The organism is Vibrio sp. OPT20 (genome assembly GCF_963889365.1).
Classification (GTDB): domain Bacteria; phylum Pseudomonadota; class Gammaproteobacteria; order Enterobacterales; family Vibrionaceae; genus Vibrio; species Vibrio splendidus.
The window spans coordinates 154,803-179,688 of record NZ_CAWPOA010000033.1; the positions used below are offsets into that span (position 1 = coordinate 154,803).

A 24,886-nucleotide genomic window follows, 5' to 3' on the forward strand; every position below is an offset into this window, starting at 1 on the left:
GTTATGACCCAAACCGTATCTTACATCTCATTGTCTGAACTCCTCAGTCAAAACCGAGCCCCTGAATCTATTGTCTGCTTTGACGACAATAGTGAGATTACTTGGCAAACATTTAACGACGACTTATCTCAACTCGTAAACCTTTTATCTTCATCCCCTTTTCAACGAGTTGCGATTTGTACCCAAGACAGCTACCTATTTTCGGTGGCCTTTTTGGCATGTGCTGTCAGCAAAAAACACATCATTTTACCGGGTAACTATCAGCCCTGTGCACTTGCCGAATTGAGTGAACATTTTGACTGCCTGTTAGTTGATGACTCGATTGGTGAAGTTGAGGTTAGTGACGTTCGCAATATCCAAAACTTATTGGACTCAAACCCCAAAGCACAACAACCTCTAATCGATAATCTTGCGCCCATTGATTTGGCAGCCATCCACTTGACCCTGTTTACTTCAGGTTCAAGTGGTACGCCCAAAGCTATAGACAAAACCTTAGAGCACCTAGATATTGAAATCGCTCAGCTAGATAAAAACTGGGGCGATTTACTTAAGGGCAACCGAGTCCACAGTACGGTCTCACATCAACATATCTATGGTTTGCTGTTTAGAATCTTATGGCCACTCTGTTCTGGTGTTCCATTTGCTCGACACAATCTTGAGTACCCAGAACAAATCCTATCTCACGCTAACAAACAGAGCGTGCTGATCAGCAGTCCTGCGCTACTCAAACGATTAAAACACGAGACAAAACCTGCACAGCTAGTTGGTGTGTTCTCTTCTGGTGGCCCTTTACCAACCGAATCGGCTCACCAAGCACTTAACTTGTTAGGACATTTGCCCATCGAGGTTTTTGGTAGCACTGAAACCGGCGGTATCGCATTTCGTCAGCAAGAGAGCGCTCAAACACCTTGGCAGCTTTTTGACTGTATTGAGGCTAGTCTCAATAGTGAGAATTGCATTAAGTTATTGTCGCCGTACATCGACAAAAACAACTGGTATCAAACCGCCGATGAGTGCGAAATGGTCTCGAGCAATCAATTCATATTGAAAGGCCGAACCGATCGAGTGATCAAGATAGAAGAAAAACGAGTATCACTGGTTGAAGTCGAAAAGCGACTAGAGCAACTCCCTTGGGTCAGTGAATGCGTGGTGATTCCATTTGAAGAACCTGAGCGCTTAATCTTAGCGTCGGTTTTGGTATTATCAGATCAAGGCCAAGCGAAACTCGCAACCATGAGTAAAGGTAAATTCTGGTTGATGCTGCGTTCAGAGTTGAGAAAGTGGTTAGAACCGATCGCTATCCCAAGAAAATATCGTGTTGTTGACGAGATTCCCCTCAACAGCCAAGGTAAGCGGTTAACCTCTCACATAGAGCAGCTCGTAAAATCATAGAAATCGCTTATCGTGTTTTACACTGAGACTGTCTTTTTATATTTTTGTCACAACACCCATTTTCAGCCCAAGGATTCTAAGCACGCGCTATGGATAAGAGAAAACCAAACGTCATTGCTGTTGACTCTGTAGAGAAAGAATCGACTTTGACACTCCATGTTACTGGGGACATCACCGATTTTAAGGGGCACTTCAAGAGCTTCCCTATTCTTCCGGGTGTTACACAGATTGATTGGGCACTTCACTATGCAGTTCAAGAGCTGAGTGTCCCTGGTTACTTTAAAGGCATGGAAGTCATCAAATTCCAAGAGCCGATCCTGCCTGATTCGACCATTCAGCTGTCACTCAAGTGGGATGCTGACAAAGATAAATTGAGCTTTAGTTACACGTCGAACAATGGCGAACAGACTCACTCTTCAGGCAAAATGAAGCTGGGAGAGAAAAGTGAATAGCGCTGAGGCTGTTTCTCAACACGCACTTGAAGAAAGCAACTACAAGGCTTGCTTCCTAATTCCGTGCTTTAACCACGGCGCAACCATGCCCTCGGTGGTCTCATCACTTCTTAATTTCGAACTTCCGATCATTATTGTTGATGATGGCAGTGAACTCGAGACCAAACAGTTTCTGACTCCACTTGCCGATAGCCCAAGCGTGACTTTGGTAACACTTCATCAGAATCAAGGCAAAGGCGGCGCAGTAAAAGCGGGCATTAAGCGAGCGCAAGAGCTCGGCTTTAGTCATGCTATTCAGATTGATGCTGATGGGCAACATGACCTAGACGCCCTACCCGCATTAATCCAAGCTTCACAAACTAAGCCCCTGCAACTTATCTCGGGTCAGCCGGTCTATGACGAGAGCGTGCCTAAGGCAAGGCTCTACGGACGCTACGCGACACATATCTGGGTATGGATAGAAACCCTTTCTTTATCAATTAAAGACAGCATGTGTGGCTTTAGAGCGTATCCAATCGATAAGACGCAAACCGTACTGAATAAATACGATGTCGGTTCGAGAATGGACTTTGATATCGAGATTCTGGTTCGCCTGTATTGGGAAGGCTGCGATATCGACTTCGTTGAAACGCGTGTTATCTACCCAGAGAATGGTATCTCTCATTTCGATGCACTGTGGGACAACGTAAAAATCAGTTGGATGCACACGCGACTGTTCTTCGGCATGCTGCCAAGAGCACCAAAACTGATCGCGCGTCATTTCAAGTCGGATTCAGCGAAGAAGTTATCGGCTGAAAATAGCCAAGATTCCTCGGCAGATTCAAGACAGGTAAATTCCGAACAGATAGGTTCAGAACAACCCCATTGGTCACGTACTCAAGAACGCGGCACTGTGCTGGGAATCAAACTGTTATTGGCCGTTTATACCTTGTTAGGCCGAGGCGTATTTAATCTGATTTTACGCGGTGTGATGCGTTACTACCATCTAACGGGCAAACGTGCACGAAACGCCTCAGAACAGTACCTATTTCAGCTTAAGGCATACGCTGAACAACAGAATATTGAGTTACCAGCGGAATTAACCAGTTATAACCATCTGCTCTCGTTTGGCCATACCATGCTAGACAAGTTGGCTGCATGGAAAGGGGATTTTTCGGTCGATAACCTGAGCATTCATGGCCAAGACCAATTCGAAAGCATGGTGGAAAACCAACAAGGTGTGCTGATTCTAGGATCTCACCTTGGCAATATAGAATTATGCCGCGCTTTAGGCCGCAGACACTCGAACATAAAAATCAATGCGCTGGTATTCACAGAGCACGCTGAACGTTTTAATTCAGTGATGAAAGCGGTCAACCCGCAGTCTGATTTAAACCTGATTCAGGTAACTTCAATGGGGCCTGATACTGCTATCTTGTTGCAACAGAAACTGGAACAAGGTGAGTGGATTGTGATTGTTGGCGATAGAACCTCCACCAGCAAAGAGAGCCGTTCCGTATGGGCTGAGTTCTTGGGTAAGGAAGCGCCCTTCCCTCAAGGGCCATTTATGTTAGCCTCTGTTCTCAAAGCGCCAGTATTTCTATTATTTGGGCTACGTGATGACTCACAATCTAAGCCGCATTTTAATGTCTATTTCGAGCATTTTAGCGACAAGATAGAACTACCAAGAAAGACTCGCGAACAATCTTTACAGCAAGTCGTGCAGAAATACGCAGACCGACTTGAGCACTACACACTGAAAGCACCGCTTCAGTGGTACAACTTTTTTAATTTTTGGACATTGAGCAAGCACCATGACGAAAAAGAATCCAAATAGCATCACCTTTGGTGCCGAACGCCTCACGATTGAGGATGTTGTCGCTATCTCACAAGGCGCAAAAGCCTCGATGAACTCAAGTGAAGCATTCACATCTAAGATCGACCGTGGTGTCGCTTTCTTAGAACGTCTGTTGAAAGAAGAAGGCGTAATTTATGGCGTGACAACCGGTTACGGAGATTCATGTACCGTTGCGATTCCACCAAATCTTGTTGATGAATTGCCACTGCATCTAACACGCTTTCACGGCTGTGGTTTAGGCGAAATACTGTCTCACGAGCAAGCTCGCGCAGTATTAGCAACGCGCCTGTGTTCGTTGTCACAAGGTGTTTCTGGTGTTACTCATGATTTGCTCAACCAAATCGTTACTCTGATTAACCAAGACATCTCACCACGTATTCCTCAAGAAGGCTCTGTCGGTGCCAGTGGCGACTTAACGCCTCTCTCTTACTTGGCTGCAGCCCTAATCGGCGAGCGCGATGTTATCTACAAAGGCGAAGTTCGCCCTACTAGCGACGTCTACAAAGAGTTAGGCATTAGCCCTATCAAGCTTAAGCCAAAAGAAGGCTTGGCATTGATGAATGGCACGTCAGTAATGACGGCTCTGGCTTGTATCGCCTACAAGCGCGCAGAATACCTAGCTCAACTATCGACTAAGATCACGGCAATGGTGTCTGTGGGTATGCAAGGCAACGATTTCCACTTCGATGAAGCCTTGTTCGCAGTGAAACCTCACCCTGGTCAACAACAAGTTGCTGCATGGCTGCGCGATGACCTGCAAGCCGATCGCCCGCCACGCAACAGTGATCGCCTACAAGATCGTTATTCACTGCGTTGTGCTCCACATGTTATTGGTGTGGTTCAAGACTCTCTACCTTGGCTACGCCAAATGATTGAGAACGAGCTGAACAGCGCTAACGATAACCCAATTATCGATGGCGACAATGAGCGCGTACTGCACGGTGGACACTTCTACGGTGGCCATATCGCAATGGCAATGGATACCCTAAAAACAGCGGTAGCCAACCTTGCAGACCTGCTTGATCGCCAAATGGCGCAGCTAATGGACTACAAGTTCAATAACGGTCTGCCATTTAACCTAACAGGCGCAGAAGGCGAACGTAAACCAATCAACCACGGTTTCAAAGCGGTACAGATTGGCGTTTCAGCTTGGACAGCAGAAGCATTGAAACACACCATGCCAGCAAGCGTGTTCTCTCGTTCAACAGAGTGTCATAACCAAGACAAAGTCAGCATGGGCACCATCGCAGCTCGTGACTGCTTACGCGTTCTTGAACTGACTGAACAAGTAGCGGCAGCATCACTTCTGGCGGGTACACAGGCACTTGAACTTCGTAAGCGCCACAATGAGCTTGATGAGCACCACATGAGTGAAAACCTAAAGCACATTCGCGACGAAGTGCTTAAAGAGTTTGAATTTATCGTAGAAGATCGACCACTTGAAGGCGATCTACGCCACTTCATTGCTCGTATTCAAAGTCAGCACTGGTCACTTTACTCATAGAGTAGCTAACCTCATAAAGTAGCTAACTTCATAAAGTAGCCAACCCTTTACGCAATATTGTTGAGAGCGATTTATGTCTGAAATCCTTCATCCATTACAATCTGAGGTGACTCTGATTACCTCATTCCAAGATGCCGACCCGATGGGCGTGATCTATCACGGCAACTACTTCCGGTTTTTTGAAGAAGTTAGGCGCATCATGATGGATAAGATTGAGTACAACTACCATGAGATGAAGGATTCGGGCTACATGTGGCCGATCATCGACACGCGTGTAAAGTACATTAAGGCGATACCGTTCAATCATCAGATCAAGGTATCGGCTAAGTTGACTGAATGGGAAAACCGCCTGCGTGTTGACTACGAAATTCACGATGCCAACACAGGTGCTCGCATGACACGCGCCCACACAATGCAGGTTGCGGTGACCATTGAAGAACAAGAGATGTGCTTCGCTTCACCGAAAGTGTTTACAGATAAAGTCGAGCACTGGCACCAGTTTGGCGACTTACCCCAAACAACTGAGAAGCAACCAAGCGACCAACAATCAGACCCATCTCAAGTATCTAACACACAGCAGCAGGTGAAACATGAGTCTGTTTAAACGCAGTCGCAAACACATCAGCATCGCATTACTAGGGCTTGCCTCAATGATGGCGAGTAGTTTTGTTATTGCTAATGAAAGTACAGCTACGGTTGGTTCTATTTCAGATCTGCAAATAGTATTAAGCGCAAACAACATAGTGCGTGGTGAGTTCACCCAAACGCGCAACATGGAAATGTTCGCCCAGCCTCTAACATCACAAGGTACTTTCCTATTAGACAAGTCGAATGGTTTGCTTTGGACACAAACTACCCCCTTTCCTGTTAGCTTGGTGCTAACCGATAACAAACTGAGCCAAAGGTTTGCTGATCAACCCGCTAAAATCATCACCGACAAAGAAAACCCAATGGCGTTTTATTTCAGCCATATATTCTTATCGGTGTTCCACGGGGATACGCAAAAACTCCAAGAACAATTCTCACTCGACTTTGAGCCTGCAACCACTACAAACACTGATGAAAGTGCAAACGCAAGTTCACAAGACACACGATGGACACTCACTCTAAAGCCGAAAAGCGCTCCGATGAACGCGGTGTTTGAAGCCATTACGCTGCAAGGTAAAAATGATATTGAACGTATTGAGTTGAGAGAGATTCGTGGAGACAGCACGGTGATCGAATTTAGCCAATTAAGCCATCTACCGGAAGTATTATCAGATGCTGAAGCGCAACAATTCCAACTCTAGCCTAGCCCTTGTTTGGCTTGTTAGCGTAGTGCTATTTAGCGGATTGTTAATAAAACAATTCGCTTTTTCTTCGTCGGTACCAATTGAAAGCAACATTCTAAAGTTACTACCAGAAAACCAGCAAGACCCAATGGTAGAGCAAGCCTTTCAGCAAATATCCAGCTCGATGAGCGAGCAAGTCGTATTTATCATCAGCGCTCCCGACATCGACCAAGCCATGACAGCGACTGACGCTTTTGAAAAAAAACTCAATCAAAGAACCTTCTCAAGCCAGCCAACTCTGTTTAAGCAAGTTCAAGGGAAAATCAACGCCAGCACTCAAAGCCCGTGGAGCGATTTCTATTTTCGTCACCGAGCTCAACTTCTGACCCAGCAACAAAAAGAGACGCTGACACACTCGCCGGATTCGCGAGCTCAATATGTCATCCAGTCTCTGTACAATCCTTTCTCGGGCGTCACTGCAGCCGAACTGTCGATGGATCCATTTCTGCTATTTCGCGACTACATCAGTGCTGTTGGCGTTCAATCAAGTAACTTTGTTCTGAAAGAAGGGTACCTCACCGCTCAATCTAATGACCAAACTCATATTTTGGTCACGGCAACTCTGGCTGGCTCACCTTATAGCTTGGCGATTCAAGAACAACTTCCTGATCTTGATTCAATTGAGCGCGAGGTCGAAAAACAGTTTAGCGTCAAAGTGCAGCATACCGGTGTGGTGTTCTACGCAAATTACGGCACCGAAAGCGCGAAATCAGAAATCAGTACCATTGGTTTGGGCTCATTAGCCGGTGTTGTTTTATTGGTGTGGCTGACGTTTCGTAGTGCCCTACCACTCGCCTTATCTTTACTCTCAATCAGTACTGGGTTATTGGTTGCGCTGGCAAGCACCGTCGCTATCTTCGGCAAGGTTCATCTGTTTAGTTTGGTGTTTGGCGCTAGCTTGATTGGCGTATCCATCGATTACTCCTTTCACTACCTGACTGACCGCTTGGCAGCTGGAAGTAAATGGCAAAGTGACAAAGGCTTGAAACACATTATCATTGCGATCACCTTAGGTCTTATCACCAGCTTGATTGGCTACTTAGGTTTGTTGGTCGCGCCTTTCCCGGGATTGCAGCAACTTGCTCTGTTTTCGTCGATTGGACTGATCGCAGCTTACGCCAGCGTGGTGTGCTGGTATCCGGTTTTAGCGGCAAAACCAAGCCAAGAACGCCCTCTTCCGTTGTCGAAGCTTTGGCATACTTGGTTAAGTCTCTGGAGCAACCAAAAGTTTAGAATTGGCTTACCATTAATAGTGACTGTCGTTAGCTTGATATCACTCAGTCAAATTCGCTACGACGACGATATTCGCCAACTTCAAGCGATGCCAGATCAACTCAAACAGCAAGAGCAAGCCATTACTGAGATATCAGGATTAGGCAGTGGCCAAAATATGCTGCTGGTGACCGCTAAGAGCGATCAAAAGCTACTCAAAAAACTGGCAGAAATCACCGCGAGCTTAGCCTCTTTAATCGATAGCCAAGGTATCTCAGGATATCGCAGCATCAATCAGCAGTTGTTAAGTAAACAAGACCAGCATGATAACTATCAATTGGTTGAACAACTCTATCGCCAGCAAAGCCATATCTTACAGAACACTCTTGGTTGGCCTAGCTTTCCAGAATTACCTAAGTTCGAAGCAATCACGGTATCTGGGTTTTTGGAATCACCGGTGTCAGAACCTGTTCGACCACTTTGGTTAAAACCTATCGATGGACAAGCGGCGTCAGTCATTTTGATCAAAGACGTTACAAACTCAGCTCTGTTCTCTCAATGGCTCGATTCAAGCTTTGCTCAGCAACAAGGTGTTAAATACCTTAATAAAGCCGATGAAATCTCCGCTCTCTTTGCGGAATACAGAATCAAGATCACCGAGCTATTATTGATAGCTTTGGCCGCTATTGGGATGGTTTTAGGTTGGCGCTACGGTGTGAAGCAAAGCCTATTAATGCTGTTGCCTTCATTGATTGCCGGAGTCGCAGGTTTAGCGGTCACGGGCATTTTAGGCTCGACACTGAATCTATTTAACCTGCTTGGACTGATTCTAATTTTAGGGATTGGTATCGACTATACCCTGTTCTTTGCTGAGCAGAAAAAATCACTAAGCACCTTATTAGCGATTACCCTATCGGGTCTCACGACGTTGCTTTCATTTGGCTTATTGTCACTAAGTCAGACTCATGCCATTCATAGCTTCGGTGTTACTGTTCTTACAGGGATCTTTGTCGCGTGGCTACTTTCGCCACTCGCGATCAACAATAGCAAAAAACGTAGAACGGCCAACTTCTCGAGAGTTTTTTAGATGATCAGGACATTAAAGGTAACCTTCGTCACGCTAGTGGGTGTACTGCTCAGTGCCTGCTCGATGGTTTCTCAGCAGCCAACTGGTGCAAGTGTGTCTATCAACAATGACACCGAGCTAGCACTACCATTGCCAGCTGAACTAGGGTACTCCCTCACGGCCAGTCAGCTCATCAGCGCTACGTGGGAAACCGATACGCAGCAACTGCCTGTTCAAGTCGAAGTCACACCAGATAAAGTCGTGTTAGCGGGTTTTTCCTCTTGGGGAACGCGCATCTTATCGCTGCAATACCAGAACAAAGCCATTGAGACTCAAGTTCTGTCCGGTCTTGGCGCAACCCTGCCGCAACCTGAGCAGGTGTTATTTAATTTAATGCTGACCTTATGGCCGACTGAAGCCTGGACTCAGCCTTTGCAAACCATAGGTTGGCATCTAGTCGATACTGACAATACAAGAACCGTGTTTGACGACGACCAACAAGCCATTATTCGTATCGAGTATCAAGTAAAAGCTAATGAACCGAAGCTCTCTGGAGACATTGTTTTCAAGCATCTGATTCAAGGCTACACCATCACCATACAAACGTTGAACTCAACGATTGTCGAAAACCCAAGTAAGAGCTGAATACTATGCCTATTTATATCCAAGACTGTGGTTTCCACTCCGCATTAGGCTCAAGCGTTGCTGACATTCATGGCTGCCTCAAAGATACGCGCGAATCAAACATGGTTGAAGTAAGCGATATGCTGAATGATGGTAAGCACACTATCGTGGGTAAGGTCGCAGGCGAACTGCCAGAGGTTCCATCCAATCTCGCACACTACGCCACTCGTAACAATCAACTGGCGTTATCAGCTCTAAATCAAATCCAAGACTCTATCGAACAAGCAAAGTCACAATTTGGCGCAGATAGAATTGCTGTGGTTATCGGCACAAGCACCTCGGGGATTTCTGATGGTGAAGTCGCTTTCAAACATAAATTGGCAAACGGTGAGTTTCCTGAGCATTATCACTACTCCAAACAAGAGCTAGGGAATACCTCAGAGTTTGTTAGTCAATATTGCTCATTAACAGGGCCAAGCTACGCAATCTCGACTGCCTGCTCATCAAGTGGCCGTGTTTTTCTTACCGCTCAACGCTTGTTAGATTCTGGAATGGCTGATGCTGTGTTGGTTGGAGGTGTAGACACCTTATGTAAGCTGACGCTCAATGGCTTTCATGGCCTGGAAGCACTTTCGACCACACATTGCCAGCCATTTAGTGCCTCTCGAAATGGCATCAACATCGGTGAAGCAGCGGCATTTATGTTGCTCAGTAAAACAAAAGTGAATGTTACTGATACAAACCAGAATATACCTAGCATTGCTTTATTAGGCTGTGGTGATAGCTCTGATGCACACCACATTTCAGCGCCCCACCCTGAAGGAAATGGCGCAGAACAAGCGATGAGAAAAGCGTTAGATTCTGCTCAGTTACAAGCTGAAGACATCGGTTATATCAATGCTCATGGCACCGCAACTCCACTCAATGATTCAATGGAAAGCAAAGCCATTCATCGTATTTTTGCAAACAAGGTTCCCGTCAGTTCCACCAAGCCTCTCACCGGGCATACTCTTGGAGCCGCAAGTGCAATAGAGGCTGCAATAGCATGGCATATTTTAAAATATGACTTACCGCTTCCCTTACAAAAATGTCAGGATAAAGCTGAAGATATTGAGATTGATTTGGTAAACTGTTCCCAGAAACTTAAAGTAAAGAACATCTTAAGCAACTCGTTCGCTTTTGGTGGCAACAACATTAGCCTGATCTTTGGTGTAGTAAATGACTGATATCCCTTCTGTAGACCAACTTCTTCCACACGATGATCCGATGATATTAATCGATCGTGCTATCAGCGTAGAGGCGTTGTCGATTCACTGTCAGGTCGATATTGGAACTCATAATCTGTTCTTTAATGCTGAATCTCAAACCGTACCGGCTTATGTCGGTATCGAATTTATGGCGCAATCTGTGGCTGCATGGTCTGGATATCATGCACTGAAAAACGGTACCACTCCTCCAATCGGATTCTTACTCGGTTCTCGCCGTTACAAGTCACTGTGTGATGAGTTTACTCAAGGTCAGACCCTTGATATCTACGCCGAGCAATTGATGGAAGACAGTGGCATGGCAGTGTTTACCGCCAGAGTCGAAGACCAAGGTCAGTTAGTGGCTCAATGCCAACTCAATGTCTACGTGCCGACCGAACAAAAATTACAAGAAATGAAAACTAGGAGCCCATCATGACCCGTCAGGTTTTAGTCACAGGTGCCAGCAAAGGCATTGGTAAAGCGATCGCTATTCAACTCGCGAAAGACGGATTTGAAATTGCCGTTCATTACATGGGTGACAAGCAAGGTGCTGAAGACACGTTAAAGTCGATCACCGAACTGGGTGGCGCGGGGCGTCTTATCCAATTTGATATCAGCAATCGCAGCGAGTGTCGCGAAAAACTTGAGTCAGATATTGCCGATCATGGCGCTTACTATGGTGTGGTGAACAATGCGGGTATTACTCGTGACACAGCATTCCCAGCCATGACGGAAGAAGAGTGGGATGGCGTGATCCATACCAACCTCGACAGCTTCTACAACGTACTTCACCCGTGCGTGATGCCAATGGTTCAAAAACGCAAAGGCGGGCGAATCGTTACTCTGGCGTCGGTATCCGGCATCATGGGTAACCGCGGCCAAACCAACTATGCCGCAGCAAAAGCGGGAGTGATTGGCGCAACTAAGTCACTTGCTCTAGAACTAGCAAAACGTAAAATCACAGTAAACTGCGTGGCTCCTGGCTTAATCGATACCGGTATGGTAGATGAGCACGTGAAAGATCATGCGCTTCCTCAAGTGCCACTGCGCCGCATGGGTGAGCCAGAAGAAGTAGCAGGACTAGTGAGTTACCTAATGTCTGATATTGCAGGCTACGTTACTCGCCAAGTGATTTCAGTCAATGGAGGCTTAGTATGACCCGCCGCGTTGTTGTAACTGGCATGTCTGGTGTTACTGCCTTTGGTAATGATTGGCAGCACATCGAACCAAAACTAAAAGCCTGTGAAAATGCCACTCAATATATGCCAAGCTTTGAGCAGTACGATGGCCTCAACACCAAGCTTGCTGCACCTATTGATGATTTCCAATTACCAAAACACTATAAGCGTAAACAGGTTCGTGGCATGGGGCGTGTATCACGCCTAGCAACGGTTGCTACTGAGAATGCATTGGAGCAAGCCGGCTTAATTGGTCACGATGTATTGACTAATGGCGAAACAGGCATTGCCTATGGCTCTTCAACCGGCAGTACCGATGCGGTTGGTGCGTTTGGCGTGATGCTTAACGAGAAATCGACACGAGCAATCACAGCAACCACCTATGTTCAAATGATGCCACACACCGCTGCGGTCAACGTAGGATTGTTCTTTGGCCTACGCGGCCGTGTAATTCCCACCAGCAGTGCCTGTACTTCAGGAAGCCAAGCGATTGGTTACGCCTATGAAGCGATCAAACACGGCTACCAAACCGTGATGGTTGCTGGTGGTGGTGAAGAACTATGCCCAACTGAGTCTGCCGTTTTCGATACCCTTTTTGCTACCAGTTTAAAAAACGACACACCAGAAAAATCCCCTAGCCCTTACGACAGCGAGCGCGATGGCCTCGTTATCGGTGAAGGTGCCGGCACGCTTGTTCTTGAAGAATATGAACATGCCGTTGCTCGTGGCGCAAAAATCTACGCTGAGATCATCGGCTTTGCCAGCAACTGCGATGCTGCTCATGTGACCCAACCTCAGATGGAAACCATGCAAATCTGTATGGAAAAAGCTCTGAAAGATGCGCAACTTCCGGCAGAAAAAATCGGTTATGTTTCTGCGCACGGTACCGCCACTGAAAAAGGCGATATTGCAGAGAGTAATGCTACGGCGAACATTTTTGGCGAAGTGCCAATCAGTTCATTGAAAAGCTACTTTGGTCATACGCTTGGTGCGTGTGGTGCGATTGAAGCTTGGTTAAGCCTAGAGATGATGCATTCAGGCTGGTTCAGCCCAACATTGAACCTTGAGAACATCGACGAACGCTGCGGCAAGCTTGATTACATCACGGGCTCAGGTCGCGAATTGGATGTTGAATACCTGATGAGCAACAACTTTGCCTTTGGCGGAATTAACACCTCAATCATCTTCAAAAAGATTTAAGCTTATTTATTAGCTAAAACTAGAGACAAATAAAAAGGGTCAGTAACCAAGTTACTGACCCTTTTTTGAATCTAGCAAAAGCTCAATTAAGCGTTAGCTTCACGCTCAGCGATAAACTCAAGAGCCATCTTGATGCGAGCGATTACGCGCTCTTTACCAACAAGCTCCATCACTGCATCAACAGAAGGAGACTGACCGCCACCTGTTACTGCTACGCGAAGTGGCATGCCGATTTTACCCATACCGATCTCTAGCTCTTCACATACTGCTGCAATCACACCATCTTTGATGTTTGCTGTAGTGAACTCTTCAAGTGCTTCAACCTTAGCAAGAGCAAGCTCTAGCGGGCCTTTAGCAACACCACGTAGGTGCTTCTTCGCTGCGCCAGCTTCAAACTCAGAGAAATCTTCGTAGAAGTAGCGAGATTGCTCAGCAAGTTCGATAAGCGTGTTACAACGCTCGCCAACTAGCGTGATCACTTCAGTGATAGCAGGGCCGTTTTTTGTGTCGATCTTTTGTGCATCTAGGTGCCATTGCAGGTATTTTGCAACGTACTCAGGCTCAGAAGTCTTGATGTAGTGGTTGTTCAACCAAAGTAGTTTTTCAGTGTTGAATGCAGATGCAGACTTGCTGATTGCATTCAGGCTGAAGAATTCAATCATCTCTTCTTGGGAGAAGATCTCTTGGTCACCGTGAGACCAGCCTAAACGAACTAGGTAGTTGTTTAGTGCATTTGGTAGGTAACCTTCGTCGCGGTATTGCATTACAGAAACAGCACCGTGACGCTTAGAAAGTTTCGCACCGTCATCACCAAGAATCATTGCACAGTGAGCGAAAGTTGGAACTGGCGCGCCTAGTGCTTCGTAGATGTTGATTTGACGAGGTGTGTTGTTGATGTGGTCTTCACCACGAACAACGTGTGTAATACCCATATCCCAGTCATCCACTACAACCACGAAGTTGTAAGTTGGAGCACCGTCTGTACGACGAATGATTAGGTCATCAAGTTGGCTGTTTGCGATTTCAATGCGACCACGGATTTGGTCATCAAATACTACGCTGCCTTCTTTAGGGTTACGGAAACGGATAACGCATGCATCACCTTCTTTTGCTGCTTCGTTTGCTGCAACAATTTTAGGGTGGTTCGCATCGTAACGAGCCATTTCTTTGTTTTCTTCTTGTACTGCACGAATCTCATCAAGCAGTTCTTTAGACGCGTAACATTTGAATGCTTTGTCTTCAGCAAGTAGCTTATCAACCATTTCGTTGTAACGGTCAAAACGCTTAGATTGGTAGTAAGGACCTTCATCCCATTCCATACCCATCCATTGCATGCCTTCTAGAATTGCATCAACCGCTTCTTGAGAGTTACGCTCAAGGTCCGTGTCTTCGATACGCAGAACGAATTCACCACCTTGATTCTTAGCGAATAGCCAAGAGTAAAGTGCAGTACGTGCACCACCAACGTGAAGATAGCCAGTTGGGCTAGGAGCAAAACGAGTTTTAACCGTCATTTAAATACCTTGATTATGTAGGTGATTCTTTTAGTGATTGCCATTACAAAGCCTGCAACAGAAAAATATCACTAAATTTTGGGCGCTATTTTATCACCACCGCTTAAATCTACAATCAGTAGTGAATGATTAATGCGCGGATCTTGTGCGAAAGCGACTGTAGAAAGGCTAAATCCAGCTTCGATGTAGCAAATCTATAGCCTGAGCCAGTAAATTATAGCCATGCTTTTCTTTAACTCTCGCCTATCCCACAAACTTAACCCACCCATTCATATGCCACTAAGATCAAATTCTTGAATTTATGTTTGACCTTACCCTTACGGTAAGGTTTATGTTGGGCGTAGATGAGAATTGGAGTATCGATATGAAGCATTACACAACCGCACTCAACGGCCTAAATTGCATGGGATGTGCGAAGAAAGTCCGCGCACTGTTTGATGGTCTCGATAATACGAAGATCAACGACATATCGCCGACATACATCGATATTTCCACTCATTTTAGTTACGTTCAACTCAACGAACAACTAGCGACGCTTGGTTATAGCATGGGTAAGAAACTGCACCTTTCGCTATCTGGTCTTAGCTGCGGTAAGTGCGTGAGCAAACTGACTCAGGCGATTCAACAAACTGAGCAAGCCTCAAATCTAAACGTCACCAAACATGAATTGTCGTTGGTTACTCTGCTTGAAGAATCCGAGATTATTGAGCTAGTCGAAAGTGTGGGTTATCACGCAGCTCCCTACTCTGAAGCCAATAACCTTTTATCTAATTCAGGTTCAGATTCAGATTCAGATTCAGAAGAAAATAAAAAACCAACGCCGGCTGAACCGACACAAGCTAAACCTGCAGCTAGCCAATATACTTATCACCTTGTTCTTGAGGGAATGACGTGTGCAAGTTGTGTTTCTTCGGTAGAGAAAGCGCTGAAAAAGAATGAGTTCGTCGACCAAGCTCAGATCAACCTCGCTGAACAGACAGCCTTGGTCTTCACCTCTAAAACACGTGACGTCATCGAAACAGCTCTAATAGAGTCGGTGAAAACCGCAGGTTACGGTGCCGAGTTCGTCGATGACGCGGCAACTCAACAACAAAAACAGCAAGAACAACAACTTCGTACCCAAAAAGCTTTCCTAAAGAATTCAGTAAGCGCGCTGTTTATCGGAGCTCCGCTGATGGCGTGGGGTCTGTTCGGTGGCAGCATGACCATTGCTACATCTAACGACCAATTAGCTTGGGGATTAGTTGGTGTGGTCTGTTTGATACTGCTTGCGACTTCAGGACGCAGCTTCTTCACTAACGCTTGGCAGTCTTTCATGCATAAGCGTGCAACCATGGATACGTTAGTTGCTTTAGGTACGGGCGCTGCATGGTTCTATTCAATGCTGGTTGTGCTGATTCCATCATGGTTCCCAGAACCATCGCGTCATGTCTATTTTGAAGCAAGTGCAATGATTGTCGGCCTTATTTCTTTAGGGCATTACATTGAAGCCAAAGCCAAAGCTCGCACCACAAAGTCTCTACAGGCACTGATTAATTTACAGCCTCAAAAAGCCGTGGTTATTGTTGATGGCAAAGAACAAACCATCGCCGTAGAGGCGATTCAAGTCGGTATGCAAGTACGAGTGAAACCGGGAGAAAAAGTACCTGTCGATGGTGTAGTGGTATCTGGCGAATCTTATATCGATGAATCAATGCTGACTGGCGAACCGCTTCCCAACGTTAAATCGATTAATGATGGCGTTTCAGCAGGTACCATTAATGGTGATGGCAGCCTGATCATTGAAGCGACCGGCATTGGCTCAAGCACCATGTTGGCTCGAATCATTCAGATGGTTCGCCAAGCACAAAGCAGCAAACCTGCGATTGCCAAGCTTGCCGACTCTATCTCAGCCGTTTTTGTTCCGGTTGTGGTCGCAATCGCAGCCGTTGCCGCCTTAGTTTGGTTTTTCTTTGGCCCACAGCCAAGCGCGAGCTACATGCTAGTCGTATCAACCACAGTACTGATTATCGCCTGTCCATGTGCGTTAGGCCTAGCAACACCGCTCTCTATTACTGTGGGCGTTGGCAAAGCAGCAGAGTTTGGCGTTCTAATTAAAGATGCCGATGTACTGCAATCTGCAAGCAAAATCGATGCTGTCGTATTTGATAAAACAGGTACCCTAACCCAAGGCAAACCAACCGTTCAACAGGTCTTTTACTCTAATCTAACGGAGCAAGAATTACTGGCTTATGCTTATTCAGTAGAGGTAGGGTCAGAACACCCACTCGCGAAAGCCGTTTGCCAATACGCAGAGAATTTACAAGTTTCAGCGCTACCCCACAGCAACTTTGAAAACCACCGCGGCCTCGGCGTACAAGCCAACATTAACGGCAAACATGTTCAAGTCGGCTCCCTGAAATACCTCACCCAACTCGGTATTGATACTCAAATAGGTAGTGACTTTATTGAACTTTGCCGCACACAAGCGTGGACGCCTATATTCATTGTGATTGACCAAAAGCTCGAAGGCATATTGGGCATTTCAGACGCATTAAAAATAGATAGCAAACAAGCCATTGCTCAACTAAAATCCGCCGGAATTCACACTGTACTATTAACAGGCGACAACGATTCAGTTGCTCAAGCAATAGGTAAAAGCGTCGGTATCGACGAGGTTATCTCGGAAGTGCTTCCAGAGCAGAAAGCTCAACATATTGTTCAGCTTCAACAGCAATATAAGAGTGTTGCCATGGTCGGAGACGGTATTAACGATGCACCCGCTCTTGCTCAAGCGGATATAGGAATCGCAATGGGCAGTGGCAGTGATGTCGCGATTGAAAGTGCGCAAATGACGCTACTCAACTCATCGCCATTATCAGTAAGCAACGCGATCGAGCTATCTCAAGCGACCGTGAGAAATATGAAGCAAAACCTATTTGGTGCCTTCATCTACAACTCGCTTGGTATTCCTATCGCAGCCGGTGTGCTCTACCCATTTTTCGGATTTCTGCTTAGTCCTGTAGTTGCAGGCGCTGCGATGGCGATGTCGTCAATTACGGTAGTAAGCAATGCCAACAGATTAAGACTTTTCAAACCCACACATTCTAATATCAACAAAAACCATATTCATGAGGTTAACCATGATTCGTAAAATTATGACTCTTACAGCACTCGCTGCAATTTCAGGACAAGCTCTCGCGACTGATGTTCTAAACCATAAGTCTCCATACTGTGGCTGCTGCACAGAATGGACAGAACATATGCGAGATGCTGGGTTCGATGTTACAGAGAAGCTCCACGATGATATGAATCCAATAAAGCAGAAGTTAGGGGTAACGCAAAAACTAGCCTCTTGCCACACTGCAGAGATCGACGGTTACGTATTTGAAGGGCACATTCCAGCAGAGGACGTGAAAGCCTTTTTAGAAAATCCACCACGTAATGCGATTGGCTTGGCAGTTCCAGGCATGCCAATGGGCTCTCCGGGCATGGAATATGGCGATAAGAAAGACGAGTATTCTGTGTATGCGTTTAATGAAGAAGGTCAGGTGTTTGAGTACCGTCATTACAACGGAAAATAAAGCTTAACTAGACCAACGCCAAGCAATTAAAAGAAGTCATAAAAATAGAGCCTAGCATGAGTAAACCCAAGACTGTGGTTTACTTGCTAGGCTCTTTGCTTTTGGACAGTAAAGCAAATCTTGTCGCGGCACCAACCGGGCTGTTAGTGCCGCTATATTTCTCCTCGCTAATTGGCTAAGAAGCTATTGAGCAAAAAGCTATTTAACAAAAAAGCTATTTAGCGAAGAAGCTCACTCGGCTAATAATCGAATAGACTAAGCAGCCAAGTGAATCGGCTTAGAAGCCGTAAGAAGCACCGAATACGAATGCGTTGTTCTGCTTAGAATCGCCGTTTGCGAAATCTACGCCGTTAGCTTGGCTACGGAACTCAAAGTAAGGTTGAACACCTTGACGAGTCCATGTAGCACGTAACTCATGGTCCATCGCTTCAGCATCAATCATGTATACGTTGTTGTAGCTAAGTGCTAGGTCAGCATTCACTGTGTAACCAATGCGGTTATCCATGCGGTAGTCTGTGTCAGCATTAGCCGAAGTATCATCGATGTGTGCACGAGTACGGTTACTAATAGAGATACCGTTATCGAAGTTGTAACCGATCTTAACTAATGGACGGAACTGAATGCTCTCACCTGCAGAGAATAGGTGTTGGTAACCAGCAGCAACCCATAATTTGTCAGTAATGTTGAAAGATTGCTCACCACCGACAGTGATGCCTGGAGTAGTATTACCTGCACCGCCATTTTCAGATTCAAGTTTGCCAAGTTGGATGCCATCAAACTCAGAATAAACCGTGAAGCCGCCTAGAGAGTTGTCAAACGTGTGACCAGCTTCTAGCGTAGAAGTCATATCAGAACCGTGGATACGGCCATCGTCATGAATTTGGATGTTACCTGTAACGTAAGAAGAACCAGCAAAAGCACTAGAAGCAAAAGCAAGAGAAAGTGCACTTAGAGCGATAATTTTTTTCATAGTAAACTGCCTTAGTTTGATTTTTTCAGCGGCACATCTTCGGTACATCATTCACCTTCACCGCTTGAGTAGTTAGTTGCCTCCCTGGCATGAAATCTATGTTGCTCGAATTAATTTGCGTTTCAAAATAAAAGAGTGAGCAGAGTGATCTCTCTCACTATCAAAAAAGAACAAGTTATTTAATACATTTAAATCAATCACTTAAAAATATAAAATTTAATAAAAAAGTTAAGACTTAAAAATACACAGATCGAGATCACGTTATTTCACGTCACAAAATTAGATTAAGTTAGTTCAATCACACCTGATTTAGAGTTTTTGATGAGAGACTTATTTTTTGAAGAGAATAATGAGAAGCGCGTCACTTTTGCGATGGAACTCACCTTATGTACATTGTTGACGATATACATAAAGGCTATTTCTATATGTTTCAGTTTAAGAGAAGTGGCTAACTTGATTTGGACGAAAAAAAAGCTCCCACTCTTATCTGAATCAGATAAAAGCTAGGGAGCTCTTCTATTAATGTTGCTTGTCGATTATTTTACCGAAGTTACTCGACTTACTTTCTCGCCACTTTCAGAGATAGAGCGGATGTAAGTTTCGCCAGAAACCGATGGACGTTGTTGCTTATCATACGTTAGCCAGTTTTCACCATCAGCTGAGTATTGAAGCTCTACGCCTGGGAATTGAACGTTCATTGCAAGCTTGCCATCAACTACTTTTGCACCCGGAACTGGCAGTCGGTAATCAATACCCGCTTTTTCAAGCTTAGCCAGCTCACGTTGGCCAACAATATTCGCGAAACGATTAAAGTCACTGTTTAGAGCCTGCTTATTCACTAAGTCAGTATCTTGAGAGTACTCAACACCCACTTTGTAGTCATTTTCCCAATCAGCTCGGTGCCATGCACGCTCTGCCGCAGCAAGAACACGAGGGAACACCATGTATTCATACTGCTCGTCAGTACGTACAGTTTCAGACCAAAGCTGCGCAGACAAACCGTAGAAAGGTTTCGCTTCAATCTCGCCTTTACCACTGAAGCCATTGCCGTCACGGTCTAATGACGTTTCTGCGTTTTGTGGCATGTTCTCTGGAGCAAAGCCAAACATCTTACGAGTATCGGTTGCACGCGTAGCCCAGTAGTAACCACGTTCTGCTGCATCTACTTCGTATGGCATATCCATATATACGTAATCTGGGTTAGAAACAATTACGTCATAACCTTTCGCAGACCAGTCGTAAACTGATGAAGTGCCGCCCCAGTAAAGAACGTCCCAGAAGTTAACGCGCGTACTTTCTGTTGCAAATGCTTCTTCACCTTCGCTGTATTTCAGGCCATCTTGCCACGCTTGGAAGTGTGGAATACCCTTCTCAGCAACAATCTTAGACACCTCTTCTGCAAAATGGCTTGGCAGGTGACCGAAATCGCTTACAGTACCGTCAGCAATTAATTTCTGACATTGTGGAGATTGTTGGAACGGCTTATCTTGCTTAGATAAGTCAATGTTACCTTTCCATGCCACTTTGTCTTCTGCATTAATATCTTGTAAGCCAGCGCCTAACTTAATGTTTTTCGCTTCATCGCCACCAAAGTGCCAAGTCGTTAGCGGAACACCCGCTTCTTGGTGCATTGCTGCCACTTCAGAGATCACTTTATCAACAAAGTGAGTCGACGATTCCATACATGGGTTAATGAAGCTTTGCTTATCGTAGAACTGAACAGTCGTCACGTTCGATGTATCTTGTGGATCCATCAAACGGTATTCGTTCGCTTCCGCTTCTTTACCTTCCGCCATTAGGCGAGTGTAACGAGCTTCCATTGATACCACAGCAGAACGAGCGTGTGCTGGCATATCAATTTCTGGAATCACTTCGATGCTGCGCGCTTTTGCGTAGCTTAAGATCTCGACGTAATCCGCTTTACTAAAGAAACCAGAGCCAAAGTTGTCTGTTGTTGGACCCGAACCTAGCTGAGGCAGTAAACAGCTTTGCTCTTCCAAATCAAAACAACGATTAGACCCTACATCCGTTAGCTCTGGTAAACCTGGGATTTCTAAACGCCAGCCTTCATCATCCGTTAAGTGAAGGTGCAGTTTGTTCATCTTGTAGGCTGCCATTTGATCTAGCGTGGCTAGGATGGCATCTTTTGAGTGGAAGTTTCGAGCAACATCCACCATCACCCCACGGTAATCAAAGCGTGGTGCATCTTTGATCGACAGTTGTGGTAGTGATTCAGCATTCTGACTGTCTATTAGGCCAAAAATAGACTGAACTGCGTAGAAAGCACCTGTTTTATCAAACGCTTTAATCACAATCCCCTCTTCCGAGATGCTTAGTTCATAAGCGCCAGATTTCGCTAAATCACCCGTAAACTGAGTAGGAACAACAGCAACACTAACAGGTAGGTCGCCACTCACATCTACGTTTACCACATCTGCACGTTCTTCAATTGCAGCGAATTGCTCAGCATCGAATGCGTCTTTAGGTAGGGCAATACCACCAGCAATGCTCACTGAACCTTCACCGGCTTCTACCGACGTTGGCGTTGGTAGTAAAGTGGTTGATACATCTTGCGTTGCCAGATCAGCATTCTTTTCAAAGCGAGTAACCGCTGTTGCCATGACATTGTTGTCATCAGGTGTACGCTTAAGGTTGTTTCCTTCCAAACCGGTTACGAACGACGCGACATCTTCCGTATTCAATGAAGCAATCATCTTAGGTTCAGCATTTGGCGCCGTTACAAATGCACCCGGCATAAAGTCGGTTTCAAACAGTTGCCAGTATTCACTTGTTAGTGGAAGAATCACTTCTTCACCAGCGGCAAAACTATCAAACTTATCTGTAGGTTCTAGTTTGTGTAGGTCGCCCGTTACACGAGTGATTTTAAACTGCTCATTATCAACATCTAAGATAAGGCGAATGCTGTGGAAGTAGATAGTCCAATCTTTCGAATCGATCGCTTCACCGTCATTGGTCAGAGTCATGTTCACTTTGTTACATGATGCCCACTCTGCGCCTAAATCCTGACAAGCCATGCCTTCGTTTGCGCCGTGGTTCGTCAAAATTTCGTATTGCACATCTAGGTTATCAGCCAGTGCATTCACCACCTTTTGTTCTGGTGCTTGTGTTACCGCACAACCCGTTAAACCAGCCAGTACTGCTACAGATAGTAAGTTTCTCTTCAACATCGTATTCACCCATAAATTTAAAAAATTGAGTTAGAAGCAAAATAGAACGCTTCAAAAGTTAGATAAACTATATGGTCTTATTTTTCGCCGTGAATTAAATCAAGTTAATAAAGTGATCGACTTCAAATCTAAAAAATATTGATAAAATTAACCTGATTAAAATCATCAAGTTACCGATATCGACAGTTCCGTCAGTTTTATTTTGACGTAATATTTGAGAATTGAATCACAATCTTTTGAAAGGATTTCATAAAATCGTGTCGTTGTTACTGAGAAAGGTTTAAGAGTTTGTTGGTGTTGTTATACTTTTCGTACAAACAACGTGACATCGTTCTCAAAAAAAACCGTTAAAAAACACCGTCAAAATCGATTTTAACGAGTTTAAGACTTCCTAAAGGAGCTCCCTTTGCGCCCATTCTTATACATGGTTTTATTCGTTCTCGCTTTTTCAGCTAGGCAAGCGGTCGCCGAGCCCCTTTATTGGCAAGCAAAAAAGGATGAACTGACACTCACTATCTTAGGTTCCGTGCACGTTGGGGACGAGAGTATGTACCCACTTCCTTCAGCGATCATCAACGCGCTAAAAAACAGTGATGGGTTAGTTATCGAAACGGATATCAGAAAGTCTGATGGCGTTGTATATCCCCATAACAAACTCACTACAGCCGATGTGCTCAATGAAGAACAACTGCAATTATTAACCGACATATCAAAATCGTTGGAGATGCCGACGCAACAACTGCTCAGCTCACCGCCTTGGGCGACTTCTCTCTCCATACAGATGCAGCAGCTAAAAAACCTTGGTTATGGCTCCGCCGGCGGCGTTGATGCGACGCTAGCTTACAAAGCGACTATCCAAGATGTTCCGGTTATCAGTTTAGAGCCACTACAATTCCAAATAGACCTGATGACAAAACAAAAGGATGACGGTAAGGAATGGTTAGTCAGTAGCCTTGAGGAATTTGACCAAACTGATCATGTGGTTCATTGCCTAATTGAAAGCTGGAAAGCGGGTGATTTAGCGAAGCTGGAAGCCTTCGCAGAGCTGTCTGAGATGTCGCCTGAACTCGAGAAAGCATTCTTAACTGATCGCAATATCGACTGGGCAAACAAGCTATCCGCCAATGATTGGAAACTCGATTCAAACGGGAATTATTTGATCGTGGTTGGCGCCTTGCACCTAGTTGGCGAAGGTAACCTTTTACAGTTGTTAAAAGAGAAAGGTTTTAATGTCACTCAACAATCACAAAGCCAACAGGCTCAGTGTCAATTTGAGGTTAGTGACGACAACTAACTAAATTCGAGACCATGACCTTCTCATAATATAACCATTACCTAATAACAGAATCATTACATTTAATAGCACCATAACGGTGCTATTATCTTTCGCTCTTTTTATACACGGTGTTGCTCTCATGAAACCAGTACTCTTCGCTTTACCTTTAGCCCTCGCGATCCTGATGCCCACGGCAGCGTCTGCCAAAGAAACTTGTACCATCGAACAGTTTCAAGCCATCGACATTCAGCCAGATACAAAAGGCGGCGTGCTAGATAAAGAAAGCGGACAGTTTTTGATTACTGAGAAGCCACCCATGCGATGCGCGAATATTACGTTCACGACGTCTACGACACGCAACCGTATCGCAAGCCAAATGAATGGTAATTTTGAAGCAAGCTTTTACGATGGCAAGACAGGTAACTCTCACTCGGTGACCTTTAACGAAGATGAAGTACAGGCAGGTTACATTCGAATTGGTCCAAATAATCCTGTTGAAGCGTATGTTTGCTTTGTTACCTCAGAGACACCAATCAAGAACATTACTTGTGATGTGAAATAGACAGATTTGGGACGGACTTATTGAGTCAATCCTTTTCTCTATGCGGGATGTTTAGAACAACAAGAGATTCCCGACTCGCTCCTTCGCCACTCTAGGGAATGACGCACATACCAAAATGCAAAAAAGTCGTAGCCCTTCTCTATAATAAATGGTCTACGGCTTCTTTAATGTGGCGTTGAAGAGCTTATTTTGAACATCAGGCGAACCCGTTGACCAAGTGATTATCTTTATCCTGAAATGCAAAAAAGGCTTCTCATTTCTGAGAAGCCTTTTTCTTAATGTGGTCGGTGAAGAGGGATTCGAACCCCCGACCCTCTGGTCCCAAACCAGATGCGCTACCAAGCTGCGCTATTCACCGAGATATCTAACTGGCTGATTGCCTGTCGATGAAGCGTATAATACGGATTCTGAATTTATGCGCAAGAGCTTTTTTCACTCTTTTTTACAATATCGAATCGTTCGAACAAAAGACGTACAACCTAACGGCTAATGTGACGAAAAACACACACTCAACAACAAGTATTTAACTTATGAAACAGGATTGATCCAGATCAGTGAATTGATAACGCTACTTAATACACTAAGCCATGTCATATAACTTTGAGGTATACACATGGACTTTTGGCTAGAACTCCTATTTGGTAATGCAGTGGGGCTATCTTCAATGATAGTAATATTCGGGGCTCTGGGTCTCATGATGTTCTATGGAGGCTTCTTCATCTACAAAGTTATGACTGAAAAATCTCCTCACTAGAATCGCTCAGCCTAAG

20 protein-coding genes and 1 tRNA gene are annotated in these 24,886 nt (G+C 45.1%); 17 read left to right on the forward strand and 4 right to left on the reverse strand.

What is annotated here, in order from left to right:
- The first annotated feature begins 3 nt into the window (after window positions 1-3).
- The 12 genes from AACR09_RS07075 to AACR09_RS07130 all read left to right on the forward strand — a co-directional run bounded on the left by AACR09_RS07075 (window position 4) and on the right by AACR09_RS07130 (window position 13,043).
- Window positions 4-1,392 (forward strand): AMP-binding protein, encoded by a 1,389-nt coding sequence (locus AACR09_RS07075; RefSeq protein ID WP_193836257.1) that lies wholly within the window; start codon window positions 4-6, stop codon window positions 1,390-1,392.
- A gap of 89 nt (window positions 1,393-1,481) precedes the next feature.
- On the forward strand, window positions 1,482-1,844 hold the full coding sequence (locus AACR09_RS07080; RefSeq protein WP_054542515.1) for an ApeI family dehydratase: 363 nt from the start codon (window positions 1,482-1,484) through the stop codon (window positions 1,842-1,844).
- On the forward strand, window positions 1,837-3,660 hold the full coding sequence (locus AACR09_RS07085) for a glycosyltransferase family 2 protein (protein ID WP_193836258.1): 1,824 nt from the start codon (window positions 1,837-1,839) through the stop codon (window positions 3,658-3,660). Before AACR09_RS07080 ends, AACR09_RS07085 begins: the two co-directional genes overlap by 8 nt.
- Window positions 3,638-5,185: an HAL/PAL/TAL family ammonia-lyase gene (locus AACR09_RS07090; RefSeq protein WP_048615739.1), complete on the forward strand. Its 1,548-nt coding sequence runs from the start codon at window positions 3,638-3,640 to the stop codon at window positions 5,183-5,185. The genes AACR09_RS07085 and AACR09_RS07090 overlap by 23 nt, the downstream gene beginning before the upstream one ends.
- A 73-nt stretch (window positions 5,186-5,258) precedes the next feature.
- A complete protein-coding gene (locus tag AACR09_RS07095) occupies window positions 5,259-5,789 on the forward strand; it encodes an acyl-CoA thioesterase (protein ID WP_054548137.1) in 531 nt (176 codons plus the stop codon).
- Window positions 5,776-6,474 (forward strand): LolA family protein, encoded by a 699-nt coding sequence (locus AACR09_RS07100; RefSeq protein WP_054548136.1) that lies wholly within the window; start codon window positions 5,776-5,778, stop codon window positions 6,472-6,474. Before AACR09_RS07095 ends, AACR09_RS07100 begins: the two co-directional genes overlap by 14 nt.
- Window positions 6,446-8,815 (forward strand): MMPL family transporter, encoded by a 2,370-nt coding sequence (locus tag AACR09_RS07105; RefSeq protein WP_193836259.1) that lies wholly within the window; start codon window positions 6,446-6,448, stop codon window positions 8,813-8,815. Before AACR09_RS07100 ends, AACR09_RS07105 begins: the two co-directional genes overlap by 29 nt.
- The gene (locus AACR09_RS07110; protein WP_193836260.1) at window positions 8,816-9,439 is read left to right on the forward strand and encodes a DUF3261 domain-containing protein; all 624 of its coding nucleotides are present in this window, start codon (window positions 8,816-8,818) and stop codon (window positions 9,437-9,439) included.
- Window positions 9,440-9,444: 5 nt separating this feature from the next.
- The gene (locus AACR09_RS07115; protein ID WP_193836261.1) at window positions 9,445-10,644 is read left to right on the forward strand and encodes a beta-ketoacyl-[acyl-carrier-protein] synthase family protein; all 1,200 of its coding nucleotides are present in this window, start codon (window positions 9,445-9,447) and stop codon (window positions 10,642-10,644) included.
- Window positions 10,637-11,101 (forward strand): hotdog family protein, encoded by a 465-nt coding sequence (locus AACR09_RS07120; RefSeq protein ID WP_182795245.1) that lies wholly within the window; start codon window positions 10,637-10,639, stop codon window positions 11,099-11,101. Before AACR09_RS07115 ends, AACR09_RS07120 begins: the two co-directional genes overlap by 8 nt.
- Window positions 11,098-11,823 carry a 3-ketoacyl-ACP reductase FabG2 gene (locus AACR09_RS07125; protein WP_102285609.1) on the forward strand — a complete coding sequence of 242 codons (726 nt, stop codon included), beginning with the start codon at window positions 11,098-11,100 and terminating at the stop codon, window positions 11,821-11,823. The genes AACR09_RS07120 and AACR09_RS07125 overlap by 4 nt, the downstream gene beginning before the upstream one ends.
- Complete coding sequence (locus AACR09_RS07130) at window positions 11,820-13,043, forward strand: beta-ketoacyl-ACP synthase (protein ID WP_017093397.1); 1,224 nt, start codon at window positions 11,820-11,822, stop codon at window positions 13,041-13,043. Before AACR09_RS07125 ends, AACR09_RS07130 begins: the two co-directional genes overlap by 4 nt.
- Window positions 13,044-13,129: 86 nt before the next feature.
- Here AACR09_RS07130 and gltX read toward each other — a convergent pair whose 3' ends face one another.
- Complete coding sequence (gene gltX, locus AACR09_RS07135; protein ID WP_182795242.1) at window positions 13,130-14,557, reverse strand: glutamate--tRNA ligase; 1,428 nt, start codon at window positions 14,555-14,557, stop codon at window positions 13,130-13,132.
- A gap of 301 nt (window positions 14,558-14,858) precedes the next feature.
- Between gltX and AACR09_RS07140 the strand changes: the two genes are divergently transcribed.
- Window positions 14,859-17,690 (forward strand): heavy metal translocating P-type ATPase, encoded by a 2,832-nt coding sequence (locus AACR09_RS07140; protein WP_193836262.1) that lies wholly within the window; start codon window positions 14,859-14,861, stop codon window positions 17,688-17,690.
- Window positions 17,680-18,120, forward strand: coding sequence for a DUF411 domain-containing protein (locus tag AACR09_RS07145; protein WP_004736129.1), 441 nt, complete (start codon window positions 17,680-17,682; stop codon window positions 18,118-18,120). The genes AACR09_RS07140 and AACR09_RS07145 overlap by 11 nt, the downstream gene beginning before the upstream one ends.
- 277 nt (window positions 18,121-18,397) lie before the next feature.
- Here the strand turns inward: AACR09_RS07145 and AACR09_RS07150 are convergent, their stop codons facing one another.
- Together AACR09_RS07150 and AACR09_RS07155 are read right to left on the reverse strand one after the other, a co-directional pair.
- Window positions 18,398-19,090: an oligogalacturonate-specific porin KdgM family protein gene (locus AACR09_RS07150; protein ID WP_004736127.1), complete on the reverse strand. Its 693-nt coding sequence runs from the start codon at window positions 19,088-19,090 to the stop codon at window positions 18,398-18,400.
- Between the two features lie 536 nt (window positions 19,091-19,626).
- Window positions 19,627-22,278, reverse strand: a complete 2,652-nt coding sequence (locus tag AACR09_RS07155; RefSeq protein WP_193836263.1) for a beta-N-acetylhexosaminidase — start codon at window positions 22,276-22,278, stop codon at window positions 19,627-19,629.
- Window positions 22,279-22,684: 406 nt separating this feature from the next.
- On the opposite strand from AACR09_RS07155, the gene AACR09_RS07160 reads away from it, so the two are divergent.
- Together AACR09_RS07160 and AACR09_RS07165 are read left to right on the forward strand one after the other, a co-directional pair.
- Entirely contained in the window at window positions 22,685-23,572 is an 888-nt protein-coding gene (locus AACR09_RS07160; protein WP_193836264.1) for a TraB/GumN family protein, read from the forward strand.
- Between the two features lie 121 nt (window positions 23,573-23,693).
- Entirely contained in the window at window positions 23,694-24,116 is a 423-nt protein-coding gene (locus AACR09_RS07165) for a hypothetical protein (protein ID WP_102566920.1), read from the forward strand.
- A gap of 281 nt (window positions 24,117-24,397) precedes the next feature.
- On the opposite strand, the gene AACR09_RS07170 is transcribed toward AACR09_RS07165, so the two are convergent.
- Window positions 24,398-24,474 (reverse strand) — tRNA-Pro (locus AACR09_RS07170).
- A 255-nt stretch (window positions 24,475-24,729) separates the two neighbouring features.
- Between AACR09_RS07170 and AACR09_RS07175 the strand changes: the two genes are divergently transcribed.
- The gene (locus AACR09_RS07175; protein ID WP_004736246.1) at window positions 24,730-24,870 is read left to right on the forward strand and encodes a DUF3149 domain-containing protein; all 141 of its coding nucleotides are present in this window, start codon (window positions 24,730-24,732) and stop codon (window positions 24,868-24,870) included.
- Window positions 24,871-24,886: the final 16 nt, after the last annotated feature.